We start from the raw sequence: 19,973 nt of genomic DNA, 5'->3' as shown, positions 1-19,973 counted from the left end.
ATTATTCGTTTAATAATATCCCGATAGCCTTTTCGTAGGCAATATTCGCTTTTAGCAATTCTAAAGTTGCTTCTACATGAGTAGAGTGCGCTTCCAAGTATTGTTGCTCGTTTTGGCTTAACTCAAAACTATTACTTACGCCTTCTGTGTATTTCAGTTTAGTTTTATCGAATATTTTCTTGGCTAACTGTTTGCTTTTTTCGCTCGTAAAATAGTTTGCTTTGGCTGTTGCTAAATCATTTTCTGCCACCAACTTATTTTGCTTCATCTCTTGCAACTTTTGATCGATTTGATTTTCCACTTCATACAAAGCCAATTTTTGTTGCATCACTTTAGAATAACGAATCCCTGAAGAAAAAACCGGCAGACTTATTTTGAAACCTAGAATAGATGACGTGAACCATTCTGTATCCTTATCAAAAACATTCCACTCGTTTGTTGAGGCATTTTTACCATATCGATAAAATGCTGACAACGTAGGCAAATATGTGGCTTGTTCTTTTTTCACCATCAATTGCTGTGCTTGCAGTTGTGTTTCCAAAATTCTATAATCAATGTGAGTAGAAAAATCTAATGCTTGTTGCTGTTCAGTAATTAGCACATAATTAATTAATTGATCAAGTGTACTTTCCAGCTCTATTCGGCTATTCACATCTAACCCCATTAAGTATTTTAGTGCCATTCGTGCAGTAACAATACTTCGTTGTGCCTCATTGACTTTTGCTGTAATATTTGCAACAGATAGAGCTGCTTGGTCTGCATCTGTATCCTCGCGAAGTCCTTCCTCGTAATATGCTTTAGCTTCTTCATAAATTTTCTTACTGCTTGCTAAAGTTTCTTTCAATGTTTCATAATTGTCTTCGGCAGCCAATACGTAATAATAAGCTAGCATAACTCCTTCTTGAATACCTTCCTTCACCTTATCCATCTTGTCAGCAGACAGTTGATAGTAAACTTTAGAAGCTTTCAATCCTACTATATATGTACCATCAAATATAAGCTGTGTAGCTGTGATTGAAGCATCAGATGTATATTGTTGCCCAAACTTCACAGGCACAAATGCATCATCTCCTGCTTCGGGGTCGAAAATTTTTGCTGGAAGCAGAGAGGTTTGTAACTCCAAATTGTCATTATAATTTGCTTCTGCACTAACCTGGGGCAATCCAGTGGCTATGGTTTCCCAAATTTTCTTTTTGGCTTGTTGCATCTCATAACCTGTACTAATCACTTCATAAGCATGTTTTTTGGCAAATTCTGTGGCCTCCTCAATCGTAAAACTATTCTTAACAGTAGTCTCAGAATTCTCCTGAGCTACCACGAATACAGTCCCCAGTAATGCTATAAAAATTGTTATAAATATCTTTTTCATTTATTTATTTTTAATATTTACTCAAACTAAAACAAAACTATTATCACTTATAACTTTGCTCCATATTAGATTTCATCTTTCTTAGCGTATTCATGAATTGCTCTTGTTCGCTACTCTCAATCCCCTTTATCAAAACCTCTTTGTGGATTTCTGTAAGTTCTTTTGCCTTGCAAATTTCTTTCTTTCCAGATTCAGTAATCGCAATTACTCGAAGTCTTCTGTCTTGTTTTGAAACTTTTCGGCTCACAAATCCTTTTTTTTCTAATGCATCTACCAAACGAGTTATCGCTGAATTATCAACCATAAGCTCATTTGAAATTTCATGCATAAAAAAAGCATCTTTCTCAAGCAATAAACCCAGCAATTGCATTTGCTCTTGTGTTAAATCCACAGAACATTTCTTTAGGCAACGGTTAAACGATTTCGACATCATTAACCGCAGTTGATTAATCTGATATGAAATACTCTTGTCCTTATATTTTTTTACGTCTTCACTTAACATAGTTGCACTATCAATATTTCACGGTGCAAATGTATGTAATTTGAATTAAATCGATGAAAAAAATCAGTGAAAATATTGTTAAAAATACGCAATCGTTTTAGATTGCAACTACCCGTAAAGTGTTGTAAAAAAAGTTTATTTTTATAAAGTATTATACTAACTTTGAAAAGATTTTTTTATTTTCAATAAAATATAAAATAATGAGTAAAAAAGAACAACAACGAGAGGACATTATTCAATATATCAACATGAAGTTGGTAGCTCTTGGATTTGATCCTGTAATAAAGAAGGATTCAGATATAAAGGCTATCTCAGATAAAAAGTTTTTAAAGATAGCGAATAATCTTATTGAGAATTACCGTAGTAAATCTCGAAATCTTGTAGATTACTATTGCCCTGCAGACAAACGTATCAATAACTTTCTAAGCAGGTATTTTAATGATATTGATTTTGTTGAGGAATTAAAAGTGCCTTCTAAGTCCTTCATTCTTGACCAAAGAGGCATTGCACGGGAACTTAGTTTACCACCTGATGCAAATGAATTTCATACACAGAACATTCATTCATACAGAATACAACAAGGGGTTTTGCACAACCCTGAGCATGATAGACGTACTACAAAAGGTTCTTTTCATATTGCAGATGAAGGACTTCCTGTGCCACCTGAAAAATTTCTTGTGCCTAAGATTACGTATGCTCACCTATTAAAAGCAGCACTTAATCCACCAAAGGAAATGATGAAGCTTCCGTTTACTTCTACGAATGGATCTGAAGCAGCTACATTTGTGTCCTTTTTGGCACGTCCTATCGTTTCTCCAAAGGTTGAGGGAGTTATTGAAGAAAAATCATTAGAGGTACGCTTTTTCGTGCCAGGTAATTTCGTGAGCAATTTAGATTTTGTGGAATCTATTTTTGGTAATGCAGGAAATCCAAACCATCCGGAAAACGATGCTGGGCTTGATGTCGAACATTGGACTGGGCATTCTGGCTGTGTTATCCTTGCTCCCCACCTTACAAAAATGAAGAAAAAGGATGTAGGCTTACCTCATTATGATGATGCTACAGAACGTCAGCGTGCAGAAGGTATGTGCTGGAAAGATGAAAATGAATTATATAATAATGGTTCTGCTTTCAAACTTACTTGTCGTGATGCAAGTGGTGTGGCAGTCACACTAATTGCAGATAACTACTTTGGTTATTCTAAGAAAGAAATCAAAACAATGATAACATATTCTGCAAATCTATTCGGTTTAGCAGAAGAAGAACATGCTGGTGGTGCCATTGCTTTCCCACGCAAGAACTTAGGTACTCAGTTTGATGGTGAATTATTCCAAAAGAAACTTAAAAAGGACTTTTATAATTTTGAAGAAATAAAGCAACACTATGGTGAGATAATGAATATCATGCCAGAGAATTATGGTGTTGATAAAAAGAATAGTGAGATTGTTTATATCCCAGAAAACAGTAAGATTGACATCTACAAGGGAGATATTTGGTGGGAATATGGCGGCAAGACTCATAGCTTCAAACTTTCACCTGAGAAATATTATATTTATCCTAGTGGACATCGCTTAACTTTAGAGAAAACACCTTCTGGTACTGCATCATGGCGACTTGTAAGTACATTTGCTGACGGTACGTTTTGTCACAAACCTTGTACGGTATCCGGTGGTGGTAAGTCCGAGATTTCTAAATCATTGCAAAATGCTATCATCTATAGTCCTTTTGCTATTGATGATTTCGAAAATGATTTTAAGAGAGCTGATGAAATCATCAACTACGACTATTCTAAGCGCAGTAAACCAGAATTTGACAAAGGTGATAATCTTTCGATTTTGGACAGTACCCGTACTTTGGGCTCGGCGATAAAATTACTTACCCCTTCTATACAATATACAGACGAGTACAATGATTTTATATCTTCCATTCCAGAACATATCAAGTCTTTAGTTTTATTTGTGAAACGTTTTTACAGACCAGAACGTCACAATGCGGATTGGAAAGAGTTTTTCACTGTTGATAAAGTCAACGGACGCAATGGTAAAGAGCTTATTTTCAATGGTCGTAAGATATTAGGTAGCTACCTTCGTGTAGGATTTAGCAAAGATGGTTCTTGGTTGCTACACAAACTTCGTACGGACTTCGTGGCAGCATCAAAGATTCAGACAGAAGATGATATCACTGCATCTATCGTGATACCAAGAGATCAATTACAGCACATTGGTAACTACGGAGCTAATTATCCTAGTTTAAAACTAACGGAAAACTGTGAAGAGAAATTCTTCCAGAGACCTGATGAAGCTATTCATAGAGGTTATGATAAAGATGCCGAACGTGACCTTTCGTTAGAGGGGAATTTCACCTCAAATTACGAGCCTTTATCAGCCTCTGATGCTGAGGAAATCATTGCAGATGCTATCAATTTTGATAAATATACCGATCCAATCAAAAAATTGATTAAGAAAGGAGCAAAAAATAAAGATTTATACTTTATTAGTCCTTCTCATACTCGTGTATTGGAAGATGGCTCACGTTCTACAAACCCAAGGTATCTACAAGTTAGACCTGATTTGGTAGATCCTCTGGAAGAATATATGACGGATACTAGCGTAAGGTTCTCTAAGAAAATTCCATGTGGCACACCTGTAAAAATAGGTGTTGACGCAGTGCTTGCAGGAAGAAGAAATAATCCTGCAGAACCAGAAAAAGGAATCAGACCTCTAGCAGTTTATAATCCTATTCATTATCAGGAATTGCCAGAGTTATTTATGGACTTTATTACTAGTTTAACCGGGAAATCACCATCCACAACGGGTGCTGGTTCTGAAGGTGCCTTGACTAAAGCGCCATTCAATATGCTGAATGCAACTGCAGACCTTAACAATGCACTTTTGTCATATATTCTGACAGGTTACGAGGGCTTTACTTCAGCTGCAGGATATATTGGACGAAACTATAGATTTGATCATGATATTTCATTATTGATGCCTGAGATATGGTCGCGCATCAAACCTGAGGAGCGTAATGCGAAAAGCTTCATTGCAGAAAATGCTCTCGAAAAACTAGAGGATTTTGAATACAACGGCAAGAAAGTATTAGCAAGCAGATTAGGATATAGAATTAATTCGACTTTCTGCTTCAAGTACATGAATCGTGTGTTCAATGAGCCACAAGCAGTTTTCACTGAGGAAATGTTAAAACCAGAGCTACAAAGCATGGAGGAATTTGTTGATGGAATCAACAATATTACTGAAACACAACAACGAGTAGCATTAAACTACTTTAAAGATGGAAGTGTAGAAGCAACCATTCCGCCATTAAAGGTTTTATTACACATCATGGCTCATGGGCATTACGAAAACAAAGATATCTCTGACCCAGAGTTAAGAGGATTGTTTGATAGGGAGTATGTTATCAATTCTGATTGGTATCAAGAACGCCTAAAACGCAAACAGCAGATTGATATTTCGACAACTATTAACTTCATTACTTATATCAAAGAGTATATGTCGAAGCCTAATAATGAAGAAGTAGTTAATAAATTGAAATTGAAAAAACGCTTGAGTCTAGCAGAGCAAAAACTAGCTTACTTTAAATCTGACGAATATTTGCAAAAATTAGTTGGAACTATTGGAGCTGATTTGATCTACAAAGGATAAGTTGATCAGATTAGTAAAAAAAGGACGACACTGTATTAGTGTCGTCCTTTTTTTGTAAAATGATTATATTGCTTACCTCAAACTCGCTCCTAATTGTTTTTCAAAAGCCCTTTGGAGTTTTTGACTTACTTTATCAATTTGCTTATCGGTAAGGGTTGCGTTCTCATCTTGCAATATTACTGCAACAGCATATGATTTTTTCCCTTCAGGCAACTTATCTCCAGTGTACACATCAAACAACTGGATGTTTTTCAATAATTTTCGCTCTGTTTGTTTGATCAATTTCTTCACCTCTTTGAAAGTTATTTTTTCATCAAGCAATAAAGCAAAATCTCTACGAACTTCAGGGTACTTTGCTAAAGGCTTAAAAACAATATTGTGAGTCTTTATCAAATCCAGCACTACTTCCCAGTTTATTTCCGCATAAAATACATCTTGCGACACATCGGCTACCTTTACTATTTGTTTTTTCAATTGTCCTAAATACCCAATGATGTTTTTGCCTATAGTTAGCTTTAAACCTTCTACGTATAACTCGTTTGAAAAATCTTCCTCTACTATACTCTCCTTATTTATGCCTAATTTTTCAAGGATATTAAAAGTATAAGCTTTTAAATAATAAAAGTCAGAAACTGTAGCAGTTACATTCCAAGACTGCTCAGTAGTCTTTCCTGTGATAAAAATCGCAAGTTTGTCAAATTCTGAATAGTTTTTCACAGGATGACTGGCATCTTCATCGTGAAAATAATGATAGGTTTTACCAAATTCATAAAATTTGAGATCACTGCGTTTTCTATTTGAATTATATGCGATGCTTTCCAAACCACCAAAAACTAATGATCGTCTCATCGAATCTAAATCTTGACTTAATGGATTTTTTAAAAGCACTTCTGTCCCTTCCACAACTTCCTCTATGCCTTGGTAATATAATGATTTTGTTAATGAATTATTCATTATTTCATTGAAGCCATTTGCCGAAAGATAATCACCTATTGTATTTTTCAACTGGTAAGTATCTGGCTTTTTAGCATAACTCAATACTGAATTTACTTGAGATTTTACAGGAATATTATCATAACCATAGATACGTAATATTTCCTCTATAACATCAGCTTCACGAGTCACATCAACTCTGTACGCCGGTATTTCCAGTAATAGGGCATCGTCTCTATTTTCAGTAACAGTGATTTCTAAAGCCTTTAATATCTCTATAATTTTCTGCTTAGGAATTTTCACACCCGTTAGTCGCTCTACCTGCGATAAAGCAAGTGTAACTGTGGCTCCTTTAATCTTTTTGGGATAATAATCAGCAATCTCAGAGCTGATAGTAGCACCTGTTATCTCTTGCAATAGCAAAGTTGCTCTTTTAAGAGCGTATATCGTTATATCCGGATCAACTCCTCTTTCAAAACGAAAAGAAGCGTCAGTATTTAAAGCATGTCTTCGTGCAGTCTTTCTCACTTGCACAGGATTAAAATATGCAGATTCTAGGAAGATGGATGTCGTCTCATCAGTAACGCCAGACTCAATACCTCCAAAAACTCCTGCAATACACATCGGTTTTTCAGAATTGCAAATCATCAAATCCTCGCCATTTAGTTCACGCTCAACACCATCAAGTGTTATAAATTTAGTTCCTTCAGGAAGTGTTTTCACTTGTATAGTATCACCTACTTGAACTCTGTCAAACGCATGCAACGGTTGTCCTGTCTCAAAAAGCACATAATTTGTAATATCTACTACATTATTTATCGGTGTAAGTCCGATTGTTCTTAAGCGGTTCTGCAACCAATCGGGTGATGGTTTCACTGTGATATTATCCAAGCTTATTCCTGCATATCTAGGGCAGCTTTCAGAACTATCTACCACAATTTTCACAGGATTCATAGCTGTAGCTTCATGGAAATCAGCTACTGAAGGTTTCGTGTATTCTGTAGGTTCATTATGTACTTTCAGAAAAGCTGCTAAATCCCGAGCTACACCAATGTGCGATGCACCATCTATGCGATTAGGTGTTAAATCTATTTCAATAGCATAGTCGTCTTTTAAATTAAAATACTCCTTTGCTGGTGTGCCTATAACTGCCTCTTGTGGTAAAACCATGATTCCTGAGGCATCGTTACCTACACCCAATTCTGCTTCAGAGCAAATCATCCCTTCCGATGGTTCTCCTCTGAGCTTCGCTTTTTTTATGACAAACTCTTTATCCTCATCATAGAAAATCGTACCAACAGTAGCAACCATAACTTTTTGTCCGGTAGCAACATTAGGTGCCCCACAAACAATTGGTAATAAGTCACCACTTCCTACATCAACTTTCGTTAAATTTAGATGATCAGAGTTGGGGTGAGGCATGCACTCCTTTACTTCACCAACGACAACACCATTTAATCCACCCTTTATTGCCTCTATTTTTTCAATACTTCCAACTTCTAAGCCTGTTTGAGTAAGTATGTTTGCAATCTTTTCAGGTGCAATATCTGTCTTAATGTAATCTTTTAACCAACTGTACGCTATCTTCATAAGGCATTAAATTCTATACAAATTTTAAATTCCTACAAAAATACAAGATTTCATTGATTAAAAGTAATTTTTTAAGTATCACTTTTGGGGCAATTTATTAGTCTCGTTTTTTATATTTCATTATCTTTGAGAATCAACAATAAAAAAAAGTATCTAATGAAACGTATATTATTGATTTTAGTTACCATTTGCATAACAACTACCATCTGGGCACAAACAGGCTTTAATCTTAGAGATTTGGTGGAAAATGTCGAAAATGAGAGATACATTAATGGAGAGTTTATGAAAGATAGATATGGGGATATTAAAGGCTCACCATATAATGATGAATATTTTGTATTGGGTAGTATCACGATGAAAAACGGTGATACCTATGATGCAATACCATTAAGATATAACATCTTTGATGATGCTATAGAATTTGTGAAAGACAAAAAAGTTTACCAAGTTCCAAACCCTGAAAATATATCAAGAGTTAACTTTAATGGGAAAACTTACGTATATGCTCCATATGAATATAAGAATGAACTTAAAAATACGTTCTTCTTACTCCATAATGCTGGAGAAGCTCAACTCTTGGAGAAAGAGCAAGTTGAATTTAAGGAAGCTGAAAAACCAGATGTCTTTAAAGAGGCAAAACCGGCTAGATTTGCAAAAAAGAATAGTGATCTTTACTTAAAAGTAGGTGAAAACTCTGCACGTGAAATAAAAAATAAAAAAGGTTTTCTAAAATTATTCCCTTCTCATCAAGAAGAAATAGAGAAATTTGTAAAGCAGAAGAAAATTTCTACAAAAGATACAGATGATTTAATTGAGGCAATTCAGTATTTCAATTCGATTAGCGCTAGAAATTAGAAAAGTTACATGAAAAGACTACTTTTTTTTATTGTCCTTTTACTCATGTCTTGTATTTTTCTCTTTTCTCAAAAGAGTAGTACTGTACCCTATGACTTTTTCAACCAGTTTCGCTCATCTAAAAATGTAGAAAAAGCAACAGGCACTGAAAGATACGTCAATTACGAAGGGTCACCTTATAGTAATGAAAAATTTATCAAAGGTCAAGTCAAGATGAAAGATAGCTACGTCTTCTCAAATATACCTCTTCGTTATAACATTTATAAAGAGTAGATGGAGTTTGAAAAAGATAATACACCTTACTACATTGTTAATCCTTCTAAAATAGCCACTATAAAGATAGGTGACAAAGTTTATACGCATACCGCTTACATACATAATAATAAGGTTCACACTACGTATTTTATCCTTAACAAGGATGGTGAAGTACAACTGCTAGAAAAAGAAAAGGTGTTTTTTAAACAAGCTGAAAAATCTAAAGGATATATAGTAGCAAAACATCCTAGATTTGAAGTAGTAAGCAGTACACTTTATGTAAAATTTGGAGATAAACCTGCACAATTAATAAAACGAAGACGTGATTTAGCTAAACTCTTCCCTTCACATCAGGAAGAGTTGTCAAAATTTATCAAGAAGAATAAAATTTCTACAAAAGACCCAAAAGATTTAAGTAAAGTAATAGATTATTACAATAATCTGGCTAATTAGCCGGAGAACTTTCGTCATTCTTTTTCTTGAGATTTTTTATTTGATTATACTTAGCTTGACGTTGCTTCCAACGTTTACGGGCGTACTCTTGCATGTCATCAACTGTATCTTTTTCATCGACAATTTCCAAACCGAGCAAGGTTTCGATAACATCTTCTAGAGTTACAATACCTTCCATTCCACCAAACTCATCTCTGATGAGTGCTATGTGTTCTCTTTTTTCTAAAAGAGTCTCCCAAACTCTAAAAAGAGTTTTGTTATTTGAGACAGTTACAATTGGTCTGCTTATACTTTTCAACTGAAGCTCAGATTCGCCTTCAGCTATTTTTTCAAAAACCTCTTGTCTGAAAACATATCCGGTAATGTTTTCTTCACTTTCATGATAGACAGGAATACGTGAAAATCTCAACAAATCTTTATTCTCAAAAAAGTCTTGTAATGTCATTGTATCATCAGCCTTTTCAACTACAATACGCGGTGTCATGATTTCTGTAACGAAAACATTTTTTAGTCGAAGTAGATTTTGAATGATTTTATGCTCCTTTTCATTAAAAACTCCCTCGTCAGCTCCTAAGCTAGCTAAAGCTGAAATCTCCTCACGACTGGTAGAACTGGAATGAGCATTCTTTGAAAATAATTTAGTAATGAAAGCGGAAAGCCAAACCAATGGGTAGGTAATGATAATCATCACTCCTATTATTTTTGAAGTAGCTTTAGCTAGTTTTCTCCAATACCTAGCACCTATCGTTTTCGGAATAATCTCAGTAACTATTAAGATTAATATCGTTAAAATAGCGGAAACGAGACCAAAATACTCTTCTCCAAATACCTTAACTGCCTGTGCACCAACTCCGGCAGCACCTATTGTATGAGCAATTGTATTCAGAGACAATATCGCAGATAAAGGCTTATCTACATTGGTTTTAAGATTTAAAAAACTCGTTGCCCATGCATTGCCTTTCTCTTCTTTGACCATTAAAAAAGCCTTTGGCGTGGAAAGCAAAACAGATTCCATAATAGAACAGAGTCCTGAAACGAATAATGCTAAAAATAGATATAATAGAAGTAATGTCATAGCTAGTTTATTAATTCCCTGCAAAAGTACAATAAGTATTGCACTTTTATTAAAAAGTATTTAGAATTTTAAGATAAAGAACTTTGATATTTATCTGCTACCATATCCCAATTAATGATGGACATAAAGTTAGAGATATAGTCAGTACGCTTATTTTTATAATGCAAGTAATATGCGTGCTCCCATACATCTATGCCTAAAATCGGAGTACCAAGTTGATCTACTACGTTCTCCATCAATGGATTTTCTTGATTTTCAGTTGCTGTTATGGATAGTTTACCTTTATTATCAGTAATTAACCATGCCCATCCTGAACCAAATACTGAAGACGCAGCTTTAGAAAACTCATCTTCAAAAGTACTGTAGCTACCAAAATCTTGTTTAATGCGTTTCATCAAATCGCCTTCAGGGTTTTTACTCCCCCCGGGCTTTATTACTTCCCAGAAAAGAGAATGATTATAATGACCGCCTGCATTGTTCAATACAGCAGTATCTTTATCTTTAGCAGTGACATTTTTACAAATAGATTCTATATTTTGACCTTTTAACTGATGATTCTCAAGTGCTTTATTTAGTTTTTTCACATAACCAGCATGGTGTTTGGAATGGTGTATTTCCATAGTACGCGCATCTATAGCTGGTTCTAATGCATCATAAGGATAACCCAACTCAGGCAGTTCAAATGATCCGATCTGTTTCGTATCTTTTTGTTTTGAATTTGTACAAGAAACCGTAGGCAGTAAACTAACACCTACACATGCTATTCCTGTTTTTACTAAAAAATCTTTCCTTTTCATAGTATTCGCTTTTTATTTTGTTAAAAGTAACATTCTATTGAAAACTATACAAATATTTTAGTTAGAGAATTCCTCAAAAATTATGCAATAAACCTCTCTGAAAACTTACAAATCGGTAGATACTTTTAAAATTAGTACATTCGCAGCTAATCATATGTAACATTATAAAACATAAAGTGAATAAGATACTCAAAAAAACATTTTCAACTTCATTGAAAATTAGTATAAGTCTGGTACTCCTATGGCTCGTTTATTCAAAAATTTCTTTTGTTTTGGTACTTGAAACCATTAAGGAGACGAAGGCTATTTTTTTTATAATAGCACTAGTTTTTTATGCACTATCCCAATTGTTATCAGCGAAACGTTTATTACTGTGTTTTTATCAAATGGATTTTTACATTTCACCCAAGAGTAACCGATTACTTTATTTAGTTGGAATGTTTTATAATTTTTTTGTACCCGGAGGTATAGGTGGCGACGCATATAAAGTTTACCTACTCAATAAGCAATTTAGGTGGTCAATAAAAAAATTAAGCGCAGTAGTACTTGCTGATAGAGCTAGTGGATTAATAGCCATCTGCTGTTGGATTGTTCTCTTATCAATGAGTATCAAAGAATTGCATACTGTTTATAGTCTGCTCTGGCTACCTCTCCTCCTTATCATCGGAGTAATTATTGGGAAAGTTTTGTTTTCAAAAATATTTCCATCTTTCACACCGAAGTATACGTATTTATTACTTTATTCCTTTATCATACAAGGATTACAATTGGGAGCTGTTTACTTTATACTGCTGTCACTGCATCAGCATGAACAATTCATGGCATATTTTATCCTGTTTTTTGTCTCATCCCTGTTAAGCATATTTTCATTCTCTGGAATAGGAATTAGAGAATTTATCTTTTTAAAATTTTCACCTTTTTTTAATTTTGAACCACAGATCTCTGTGTCTGTAGGAGTCATTTTTACTATTGTAAGCTTGATAGTTTCCCTTCCAGGCATCTATCCTATCCTTTTTACTAAAAAGAAAATGTATTTGAATTCAAATGTTATAGTTTAAACAAAAAGATATATTTTTGAATAAATATCATTAAAATTAAATCTTATGAAATGGCGAGGAAAAAGACAAAGTGGAAATATTGAGGATCGTAGAGGCATGAGCAACAAAGGCAGAGTTGCTATTGGCGGGGGTGCAATTGGTATTATAATATTATTGTTTCAAATATTTGGAGGTGATACTGGTAGACAACTTGCCCCGGTATTAGAACAACTTAACCAACAAACTCAAGTACAGCAAACTGCAGAAAGCAGAAAACTTACCCAAGAAGAAAAAGAAATAGGTCAATTTGTTGATGTTATCCTCACAAGCACTGATGAAGTTTGGACAAAAATTTTTAGAAAATACGAGTTAGGTGTTTACCAAAAACCTACGTTGGTCCTTTTTAGCCAATCTACGCAATCTGCTTGCGGTGGTGCGAGTGCTGCTACTGGACCATTCTACTGTCCTGCCGATCGCAAACTGTACATAGATATGGATTTTTTTAAAAAGTTGCGTACTGACTTTGGCGCAAAAGGAGGCGACTTCGCTGTGGCTTACGTTATAGCACACGAAGTAGGACATCATGTGCAAACATTGCTGGGTACATCACAAAAGGTACACAAAGCACAACAAAATAGCAGGTCAGAAGCTGAAGCCAATAGATATTCTGTGGCATTAGAGTTGCAAGCAGACTTTTATTCCGGACTTTGGGCGCATTACTCTAAGGACTACCTAGAAGTCAACAGAGGTGATATTGAAGAAGCTATGGATGCAGCGCGTGCTGTTGGTGATGATGCCATACAAAAACGTATGCAAGGACACATCGTGCCAGATTCATTCACACACGGTTCCTCTAAGCAACGCATGAAATGGTTTATGAAAGGATTTCAAACGGGCGACTTAAGACAGCACGATACATTTTCGGAAGAATTGTAATCTATCGGATGATAACCATAGTAGCTCCCCAGCCATATTCTTGGAATGAAGCATCTTGCACCATATATCTTGGTTGTTTCTGTAATTCATGACGTATGCGCTGTTTTAAGACACCGTTGCCCACTCCATGAATAAAGACAATCTTCTTCCCTTTGTACTTTTTATTCTCATCTAAAACTTTTCGAAAAGTATCCAATTGGTATTCTAGCATCTCTGCGTTTGTCATACCTTGGGTTGTATCAAGCAATTGGTGGATATGCAAATCAACCTCTAACAACTCCCTAGTATCCTTGCGTACTACCTTTTCCTCTTTCGGCTTAGCAAGCTCTGGTACACTCTCAAACAAGTCGTTCGCAGTTAATTTCACTTCTTTCGCCTTTCCTTCAATTGGCACAGAAATCGCTTTTTGATTAAGCTTTTCAATAAATATTTTACTTCCTTCATTAAACAATTTCTTACTATGCAATTTAACTACACAGTTTATAGGCGCTTGCAGAGTGTCGGGATGCTTTTCAAAGTAAAAACCATGTAATCTCCATTGTGATATTCTATCAAAATCCTTAAGAGAGTAACTCCCTATCTTTTGTATAGAATCTGGAGCTATCATACCCGAAAAAATACCTTCAATTTTTTCACCTATCTCCTCAAAAACTGCACAAACCAAAGTTGTACTCTTTCCATTGTAAAGGTAGCAATTATAGTAGTCTTTTTCTTCTGCGAATAGCACTGAAGATGGCTCCACCTTAGATATTCGCTTATGACTTTCAAGATTTTTAACTTCTTGGTTGTCAACGCTTTCATTAGACTGTAGAGGAATCAATTCCCTTATTAATACAGGGATTTCAAAATCATCTATTTCTGAGAGTACCATAACGGTATCTTTATCAATTAATTGTGTGATTTTACCTCCTCCCTCTTCATTTAAAAACTTTACCTTATCACCTATTTGCAATGCCATATTATTCTCTTATTTTAACAGTCAATTTATCCATTCGATTTATTATTCTACCAGATTGGTCTGATCAAAGTGATAGAAGTCCTGCAAAGTTACTATTTTTGCAATCAATCATAAACATTTCAGCAATGCAAGCTAAAAATATCCGTATTAAAGATTATAATTACCCTTTACCAGAAAATCGAATTGCCAAATATCCGTTACCAGTTCGTGATGAATCAAAACTGCTTGTCTATAATCATGAAACGATTCAGGAACATATTTTTAGAGAATTGCCTGCCCAATTGCCTGAAAATAGTCTGCTTGTTTTTAATACAACAAAAGTGATACGTGCAAGATTGCAGTTCAAAAAATCTACAGGAGCCGTTATTGAGATATTTTGCTTGGAACCATTTCAGCCCTCAGACTATGCTCTTGCCTTGCAGGCTAAAAACACTTGCCAATGGAAATGCTTAATAGGTAATTTAAAACGCTGGAAAGAATCTGAAATAGCCTTAAAGATTGATAATACTTGCACACTCAAAGCCCGCATCATCGAACGAAAGGAAGACGCATTTATTATCCAGTTTGATTGGAACGAAACATTTACATTTAGTCAGATATTAGAAAAAACCGGAGCTATACCGATTCCGCCATATTTAAACAGAGCATCGGAAGAGATAGATACATTAAGATATCAAACTGTTTTTTCTAAATATGAAGGCTCTGTTGCTGCTCCTACCGCTGGACTACATTTCACTCCAGAGCTTTTAGAAAAATTACCTCAAAACCAAATAGATATTACACAACTTACGCTACATGTAGGTGCAGGAACTTTCAAACCCGTGAAAACAGAAACTATTGGAGAACATCATATGCACACTGAAGTGTTTAGTTTTTCAATTGAATTATTAGACAAAATTTTAGAATACGAACATATAGTTGCTGTAGGCACTACTGCTGTACGTAGCTTAGAAAGTATTTACCAAATCGGAGCTAAATTAATACAGGAAAGTGCAAGTCCTTTGCATATATCCCAGTGGGAAAGCTATGAGTTGCCAAAATATAATAAAGATAAAGCAATTAATGCCATAAAAAATCATATGAAGAGCTTAGGAGTGAATGAACTCACAGCAAAAACAGATATATTGATTGCACCAGGCTATGATTTCCACATTATTTCAGGAATGCTAACTAATTTTCATCAACCTCAAAGTACATTACTTCTTTTAGTTTCTGCCTTAGTAGGAGATAAATGGAAGGAGATTTACGACTATGCTTTAAAAAACAACTTCCGATTTCTGAGCTATGGAGACAGCTCTCTGCTATTTAAGAGCTAAACTCTTGAAAAGTATTATCATCATAAAAGACAACAATTTTCTGTACTCGCTTCGAAGTAACAGGCGGTGCTGATGATGTTTTTTCTCTATCGGTTTCCACTTCATTGCTTTCTTGCTTACGAATAGTATTAAATAAATTGGGCTCGTCAGTAATTGGATTCCCTGATTTTAGCTTATTTACGCTTCTATACATTATTCCTTCTCCAAAAAGCAACCAATCTGGATTCAAATTAGGAAAACTATCTAAAATTTTTGCATAAACATTTAAACTAACCTTATTTCGTCCGTTTTTCATATGCGACACTACAGCAGCTCCAATATCAATAGAGGCTGCAAAATCAGCATTGCTTAAGCCTTCAGCATCTATAAATTGAAATATCCGCTCTGTAATACTATCTAATACATCTTTATCTTCCTGTTCCATAGCAATTACAAATATATAATTTTATTTACAAACATATAAATACAATTGTAAACCATTAACGATTTACAATTATATACATCTTGTAAATTGAGCTAAAATTAATATGTAATTATCAGCCCACAACGCTATAATAAAGATGAATTAATATTTATAAGTAACTGACTAAAAACACTCAAAGTAAGTTACTAGCTTACTTTATAGACTCTGAATAACTCTATAATGAGTCAAACCTATAAAACAATATATATAAACATTATAAGTTGTTGATATTATGATGATTAATCTGATATAATATCTTGTTTTTGTAATTAAATGTTTAGATATACATTATTATACAAACTATAAACAGAAGTGTATATATATATGTAAATCAATAATTGTAGATTTCTGTATTTACAATTCTATCCTTACTGTCTTTATTTCTTCTTTACTTTTGTAAAGACTATTGCCTATTTTATTGTAAACTAATTGCCAGAATTTGGCAGAATGATCTTTATGAACTGTATGACACAATTCATGAATAATAACATAGTCCAATAAATGGATAGGAAGTCTCATTAATTGAATATTTAGACTAATATTATTATGATAGGAACAACTTCCCCATCTTGTTTTTTGATTTCTAAAGCTGAGTTTGCTGTATGTAAATCCATGTATAGAAGCAAGTTGCTCCACTCTCTGTGTTAAAAATATCTTTGCTTCTTTTCTTAAAATCTTTTCTAAACCTTTTTTTTTCAACTGCTCTTTCTCTTTGAAATTTAGAGCCTTTGGAAAAGTTACAACAGTAACAGTATTTATCTCAGAGATATCGAATACATTATGTTCAGTTTCTTGGAAGATAATTTTCTTATCATTGACAAGAAGTATTTTTGAAGGAATTTCTTGGGACTTATATTTGTCACTCTTAAGATGTTCGTTTATCCACTCTTTTTGTGAGTGGATAAATTGCAAGGCTTTTTTGTCACTAATTAAGTAAGGAATGCATACAACAACACCCGAATGTGAACTTATCTTTATCGATAATCGTTTGATTCGGGTGTTTCTTCTTAGGGTAATATCTTGTGAAATTCCCTTTATGTGTATTTTTACATCAGCCAAAAACCTACTTTTCAGTGAGTTTAGATAATTCTTCGAAAGCCTTATCAGTTTTAGCAATAAGGTCTTCTCTTATCTGCTTATATTCAGATTTTGATTGATTTCGAATATTCACACGCTTTATGAGATCATTTCTATTCTCCATAGCCGTTTCTATCACTTTCTTTATTTCATCATCATTGTCTTTATAAAGCAAATTTATTAACAAACTATGCTGAACAATCTCATCAGTGAGATAATTAATATCCTTCTTTAATCTTCTAATGCTTCCCATAAGTTTTTATTTTTTTAGTGACAACAATTACCATCATTACATTCACCATGACCTTTTTCATCTTCACAGCAATTGCCTCCTTCTCCACAGCCACAACTTTGAACTGCAGACAATTCAGCCTCAGTAGCTTCACGAACTTCAGCAACAGTTCCTTTAAAATGCAATGTCTCACCTGCCAATGGATGATTGAAATCCATTTTTACTTTATCTTCTGTTACACCTATGACTACGGCCTGTAGACGTTGTCCATCTTGAGTCATCAATGGAACTACATTACCTTCTTTGATAATATTCGTATCTACATTTCCATCTTCTCCCTTAAAAATATTGATATCTAAATCCTGAACAGCTTCTTCATTGAACTCTCCGTATGCCTCTTCCGGTTTCAATTTAAAATCAAAAGTATCTCCTTCTCTCAACCCCTCCACATGATTTTCAAATGACGGTAACATAGTGCCTTGACCAAATAAAAAAACTAAAGGTTCTTCCTTTTTTGTTTTCTCAATAAGGTCACCTTTTTCATTACCATACAATTCATATTGTAATGCTACCATAGCATCTTTTGCAATCTTCATATTATTATAATTTTTAAATACGTATCAAAAGTAAGTATTTAATATTGAAATATAAAATAATGACGAAATGCTACTTGAATATTGATTTAATGATATCGCTAACCATATTGGGGTTTTCTTGCAATCGGCGCACACAATAGCCAAACCAGTCTTTCCCAAAAGGCAGATAGACTTTCATCAAATGTCCTTGATTGTGAATCCGTTTGCGTAATCTCGTTTCTACGCCATAAAGCATTTGAAATTCATAAAGAGACTTGCTCACCTCATGTTTTTCTAACAATTCATAAGCAGCTTTGACTAAGTTTTTGTCATGTGTAGCAATACCCACATATGCTCTTATCTCAAAGAGCTTGTCCAACAACTTGATAAAATTATTATTGATATCCTCATACGACTGGTAAGCTATGCTTTTATCCTCTATATAAATACCTTTACACAATCTGATATTAATAGGATTCTCAGTGGTATGAATCTTCTGGAGTCTTTCTATGTCATCATACGTGCGGTGCAGGTATGCCTGAAGTACTATACCAACGATGCCGGGAAATTCAACATGAAGTTTTTCGTATATCTCTAATTCCCTATCGGTACATGAAGAATCTTCCATATCGATACGAACAAATATATTGTACTCATTGGCTTTTCTAACGACTTCCCTAATATTCGTAAAGCATAGTTCTTCATCAATCAACAAGCCGAAAAATGTAGGTTTTACAGAAATTCCTCCTTTGATATTATGTTTGTGAAGTGCTTCTACAATCTCCAAATAGTCCTCCTTCGTTTGTTCCGCTTCACTGCGGTCTTTTATAAACTCTCCCAACAAATCAATGGTAATAATATAACCATCATCATTCATCGACTTTGACACTTCCAAGGCTTTATCAAGAGTTTTGCCTACAATATATTTCTTTGAAAATTTCCATATAAAACTTTGGGGAAGTTTTGGCATTATTGCCAATATTAATTTTGTTAACATAACATTACGGTTTTAGAATTTTAACAATAAGACTAAATCCAAGGCATAATGACGATGTCATTCACCATCTTTAGAGTATAGCAAAAATAGCTTTTTATTTCATACTGAATATCAATTCAGTATCAATATTCAATAGTTGTTTAACATATTTTGGCATTCATTATAAAAATACAATAATGTAAAATGATTCCATTTTCTAATTTCGAATAATAAGTTTATATTTGTCCCACTAATAATTTCAAAAGAAATACTGGATATGAAAAGTAAATATTTAACTCTTTGGGTTATCTTAGTTTTAAGTTTAGTAGCGTGTAATCAACCACAATCTAACTCTACTAAAAATGCAGATTCAAGCACAGGAAATATCGCCTATGTGAATGTAGATACACTTATGGAGAAGTACCAGTTTGCTAAAGATCTTAACGAGGAATTCACAAAAAAGCAGGAAAATATGACTGCTGATTTGAATGTGAAAGCCAGGAAATTTGAAGATATGGTAAAATCTTTCCAATATCGTCTTCAGAATAACGGTTTTGCCAGCAGAACTCGTGCCGAAAACGAGCAAAAGCAGATTGAGAAAAAACGCCAAGAGTTAATGGAACTAGACCAGACCTTGAAAAATGAACTTTCTGAAGAATACCAAGCTATAATCACAAGATTGCAAGACACTATTTCGAAAGAGCTTGAATTGTTCAATGAGAAGGCAGGCTACGACCTTATCCTACGTACAACTAAGGGTGGTAATGTTTTGTATGGAAAACCTGAATTAGACATCACTGAAGAATTCGTAAATCAATTAAATAAAGGGTATAAAGGGGATGTTTCTGACGATGATTCTAATGATATGAAAGTTAGCACAGAAGAAACAATAGAGGGAAATACCGAAAAATAAAT

At 34.2% G+C, this 19,973-nt stretch carries 19 protein-coding genes; 8 read left to right on the top strand and 11 right to left on the bottom strand.

Translation table 11 applies throughout. The features are described from left to right. Window position 1: 1 nt before the first annotated feature. Both C7377_RS07730 and C7377_RS07725 read right to left on the bottom strand, forming a co-directional pair. Window positions 2-1,369, bottom strand: coding sequence for a TolC family protein (locus C7377_RS07730; RefSeq protein WP_116496780.1), 1,368 nt, complete (start codon window positions 1,367-1,369; stop codon window positions 2-4). 43 nt (window positions 1,370-1,412) lie between these two features. Beyond that, entirely contained in the window at window positions 1,413-1,760 is a 348-nt protein-coding gene (locus C7377_RS07725) for a MarR family winged helix-turn-helix transcriptional regulator (protein ID WP_165806877.1), read from the bottom strand. A gap of 311 nt (window positions 1,761-2,071) precedes the next feature. Between C7377_RS07725 and C7377_RS07720 the strand changes: the two genes are divergently transcribed. Then, window positions 2,072-5,530 carry a hypothetical protein gene (locus tag C7377_RS07720; protein ID WP_116496778.1) on the top strand — a complete coding sequence of 1,153 codons (3,459 nt, stop codon included), beginning with the start codon at window positions 2,072-2,074 and terminating at the stop codon, window positions 5,528-5,530. Window positions 5,531-5,602: 72 nt separating this feature from the next. On the opposite strand, the gene pheT is transcribed toward C7377_RS07720, so the two are convergent. After that, entirely contained in the window at window positions 5,603-8,053 is a 2,451-nt protein-coding gene (gene pheT, locus C7377_RS07715) for a phenylalanine--tRNA ligase subunit beta (RefSeq protein WP_116496777.1), read from the bottom strand. Between the two features lie 156 nt (window positions 8,054-8,209). Between pheT and C7377_RS07710 the strand changes: the two genes are divergently transcribed. The 3 genes from C7377_RS07710 to C7377_RS07700 are packed head-to-tail and all read left to right on the top strand — an operon-like array spanning window position 8,210 to window position 9,616. After that, window positions 8,210-8,908 (top strand): hypothetical protein, encoded by a 699-nt coding sequence (locus C7377_RS07710; RefSeq protein ID WP_116496776.1) that lies wholly within the window; start codon window positions 8,210-8,212, stop codon window positions 8,906-8,908. A gap of 9 nt (window positions 8,909-8,917) precedes the next feature. Next, window positions 8,918-9,181 (top strand): hypothetical protein, encoded by a 264-nt coding sequence (locus C7377_RS07705; protein WP_133241474.1) that lies wholly within the window; start codon window positions 8,918-8,920, stop codon window positions 9,179-9,181. Next, the gene (locus C7377_RS07700; RefSeq protein ID WP_116496774.1) at window positions 9,182-9,616 is read left to right on the top strand and encodes a hypothetical protein; all 435 of its coding nucleotides are present in this window, start codon (window positions 9,182-9,184) and stop codon (window positions 9,614-9,616) included. It begins immediately after the preceding gene. Here the strand turns inward: C7377_RS07700 and C7377_RS07695 are convergent. Further along, the gene (locus C7377_RS07695) at window positions 9,609-10,691 is read right to left on the bottom strand and encodes a CNNM domain-containing protein (RefSeq protein WP_116496773.1); all 1,083 of its coding nucleotides are present in this window, start codon (window positions 10,689-10,691) and stop codon (window positions 9,609-9,611) included. The genes C7377_RS07700 and C7377_RS07695 overlap by 8 nt on opposite strands. A gap of 68 nt (window positions 10,692-10,759) precedes the next feature. After that, window positions 10,760-11,488: a superoxide dismutase gene (locus tag C7377_RS07690; protein ID WP_116496772.1), complete on the bottom strand. Its 729-nt coding sequence runs from the start codon at window positions 11,486-11,488 to the stop codon at window positions 10,760-10,762. A 176-nt stretch (window positions 11,489-11,664) separates the two neighbouring features. Between C7377_RS07690 and C7377_RS07685 the strand changes: the two genes are divergently transcribed. Both C7377_RS07685 and ypfJ read left to right on the top strand, forming a co-directional pair. Further along, entirely contained in the window at window positions 11,665-12,546 is an 882-nt protein-coding gene (locus C7377_RS07685) for a lysylphosphatidylglycerol synthase transmembrane domain-containing protein (protein ID WP_165806876.1), read from the top strand. Window positions 12,547-12,591: 45 nt separating this feature from the next. Continuing rightward, on the top strand, window positions 12,592-13,461 hold the full coding sequence (ypfJ, locus tag C7377_RS07680) for a KPN_02809 family neutral zinc metallopeptidase (protein WP_116496770.1): 870 nt from the start codon (window positions 12,592-12,594) through the stop codon (window positions 13,459-13,461). A 1-nt stretch (window position 13,462) separates the two neighbouring features. On the opposite strand, the gene C7377_RS07675 is transcribed toward ypfJ, so the two are convergent. Continuing rightward, entirely contained in the window at window positions 13,463-14,419 is a 957-nt protein-coding gene (locus C7377_RS07675) for a Smr/MutS family protein (protein WP_116496769.1), read from the bottom strand. Between the two features lie 125 nt (window positions 14,420-14,544). On the opposite strand from C7377_RS07675, the gene C7377_RS07670 reads away from it, so the two are divergent. Next, window positions 14,545-15,735, top strand: coding sequence for an S-adenosylmethionine:tRNA ribosyltransferase-isomerase (locus C7377_RS07670; RefSeq protein WP_116496971.1), 1,191 nt, complete (start codon window positions 14,545-14,547; stop codon window positions 15,733-15,735). On the opposite strand, the gene C7377_RS07665 is transcribed toward C7377_RS07670, so the two are convergent. From C7377_RS07665 to C7377_RS07645, 5 genes are all read right to left on the bottom strand, one after another. Beyond that, the gene (locus tag C7377_RS07665; RefSeq protein ID WP_116496768.1) at window positions 15,725-16,159 is read right to left on the bottom strand and encodes a helix-turn-helix domain-containing protein; all 435 of its coding nucleotides are present in this window, start codon (window positions 16,157-16,159) and stop codon (window positions 15,725-15,727) included. The two genes, C7377_RS07670 and C7377_RS07665, sit on opposite strands and share 11 nt — an antisense overlap. A gap of 393 nt (window positions 16,160-16,552) precedes the next feature. Continuing rightward, window positions 16,553-17,257: a M48 family metallopeptidase gene (locus C7377_RS07660; protein ID WP_165806875.1), complete on the bottom strand. Its 705-nt coding sequence runs from the start codon at window positions 17,255-17,257 to the stop codon at window positions 16,553-16,555. A 4-nt stretch (window positions 17,258-17,261) separates the two neighbouring features. Then, window positions 17,262-17,528 (bottom strand): hypothetical protein, encoded by a 267-nt coding sequence (locus C7377_RS07655; RefSeq protein ID WP_116496766.1) that lies wholly within the window; start codon window positions 17,526-17,528, stop codon window positions 17,262-17,264. 14 nt (window positions 17,529-17,542) lie between these two features. Then, window positions 17,543-18,103: an FKBP-type peptidyl-prolyl cis-trans isomerase gene (locus C7377_RS07650; RefSeq protein WP_116496765.1), complete on the bottom strand. Its 561-nt coding sequence runs from the start codon at window positions 18,101-18,103 to the stop codon at window positions 17,543-17,545. A gap of 70 nt (window positions 18,104-18,173) precedes the next feature. Continuing rightward, on the bottom strand, window positions 18,174-19,079 hold the full coding sequence (locus C7377_RS07645; protein WP_116496764.1) for a proline dehydrogenase family protein: 906 nt from the start codon (window positions 19,077-19,079) through the stop codon (window positions 18,174-18,176). A gap of 256 nt (window positions 19,080-19,335) precedes the next feature. Between C7377_RS07645 and C7377_RS07640 the strand changes: the two genes are divergently transcribed. Continuing rightward, on the top strand, window positions 19,336-19,971 hold the full coding sequence (locus C7377_RS07640) for an OmpH family outer membrane protein (protein ID WP_116496763.1): 636 nt from the start codon (window positions 19,336-19,338) through the stop codon (window positions 19,969-19,971). The last annotated feature ends 2 nt before the right edge of the window (window positions 19,972-19,973 follow it).

Origin of the sequence: Balneicella halophila, from assembly GCF_003096835.1 — a bacterium.
Taxonomy (GTDB): domain Bacteria; phylum Bacteroidota; class Bacteroidia; order Bacteroidales; family Balneicellaceae; genus Balneicella; species Balneicella halophila.
This window is presented reverse-complemented; position numbering and strand designations above follow the sequence as displayed.